This is a genomic window from Campylobacter sp. W0066.1, from assembly GCF_024723635.1.
GTDB lineage: Bacteria > Campylobacterota > Campylobacteria > Campylobacterales > Campylobacteraceae > Campylobacter_D > Campylobacter_D lari_C.
The window spans coordinates 1-1,502 of the sequence record NZ_JANQCW010000038.1 but is presented as its reverse complement, the minus strand read 5'-3'; the positions used below and the strand labels follow the sequence as shown (position 1 = coordinate 1,502).

1 protein-coding gene is annotated in these 1,502 nt (G+C 26.6%); it reads right to left on the bottom strand.

Features of this window, described 5'->3' with window-relative positions:
• A partial coding sequence (locus CAMP18497_RS08145) for a PDC sensor domain-containing protein (RefSeq protein ID WP_442867804.1) occupies positions 1-1,206 on the bottom strand: 1,206 nt, incomplete at its 3' end.
• Between the last annotated feature and the right edge of the window lie 296 nt (positions 1,207-1,502).

Here is a 1,502-nt window from a genome sequence, read left to right as displayed (position 1 = left end):
GATTATTTTACCCATTCTTCCTAATTCATCATCGGCTTTAATCTTTATTGTCTGCACTTCTTTGGTTTCATGATTTAAAAATTTGAAGAAATTTTGTAAAGAATGGAGTATAATAGGAATTCTAGCACCTACTATTTTATTTACACAAAAATAAACAATGGCTAAGATTATAACAACTATAACTAGTGCTATAATAATTAAAATAAATTGTAATTTGTATAAAGGTTGTAAAACAGACTTTTTTGGTGCGGTAACTATTATACTCCAGTGACTAGAATCTCCTAGTGTGCTAAAAGGAGTGATACTAGCAAAGCTGAGATTTCCATTTGAATCAGTATAATCGTCAATAATTATATCTTTACGTTCTTTAACGGCATCAATAATAAATTTTGTCGAAGGATCTTTATTGATTTCAGGTAGAGTTTTTAATATAGCATCTTTGTTTTTGTGAATAGTAATAACCCCTTGATCAGTCATTAAAAATCTTAAATCACCTTCGTAGGCATCTAGTTTTGGATCAAGCATATCTTGTGATATTTCTAAGAAATCAAAAGTATATCCAACAACACCTACAAATTTGCCTTTACTGTTAAAGATAGGCATTCCTAAATTAATACCTAAAAAATCATGTCCATCGTAATTTAATTTTGATGGAGCGCCAACAAATAAAGTATCTAAATCACCATATTTTGCGTTTTGTTCAATTTTTTGCAAAATGTTCAGTTGAGAAAAATTATTAGGAACTTTTATAGATCTTATACCACCTGCTTTTCCTGTAGTTTCATCGAAAAAAATCATAGCAAAAGTTTTACCGTTAGAGCTTTTAAAATTTGAATCTAATGCTTGGATGTCAGATAAAACAGAGGGATCTTTTAGCCAAAGAAATGAATAAGCTGCATAACCACTACTGTCAAAGGTATTTTTTAATAAGCTTTCTATTAACGCAACATCTACTTGGTCATATTTCGAAAACATTTCATTAAGCGATGTAGCCATTCCTTTTGTAAGAACAACTTCCTCATTTAGAATGCCTTGCATAAAATTTCCGTATCTTTTCGCAGAAAGAAAGATTGAATTTTTAGCTTCATTTTCCATATTAGAAGCAACTTGAATTGATAAAATAGTCACCAAAATGGCTATTCCAGTGATTATACTAATAGCAACTGATAATACTAGTTTTAATCCTATATTTAAAGATTTAAACATCAATAACTCCTTTTTTTGATTAGCATTAATTCTATTTTTTTATATAAAACTATTTTTAAACTATTTTAAAAGATTTAATTTTTTTAAAATTGGTTCAAATACACACATATAAAAATAAATCAAAAAATGATATAACAATGAAAAACACATATTTTGTATAATAAAATAATAAAAATATTTTTTTATAAATGTATGATTAAAAATTGCAGTTATTGTGAAAATATTTTTATTAAAGTAAACATAAATTGTTATAGATAAAAATTAGACTAAATAAAATGCAGATCTTCCACCCAATT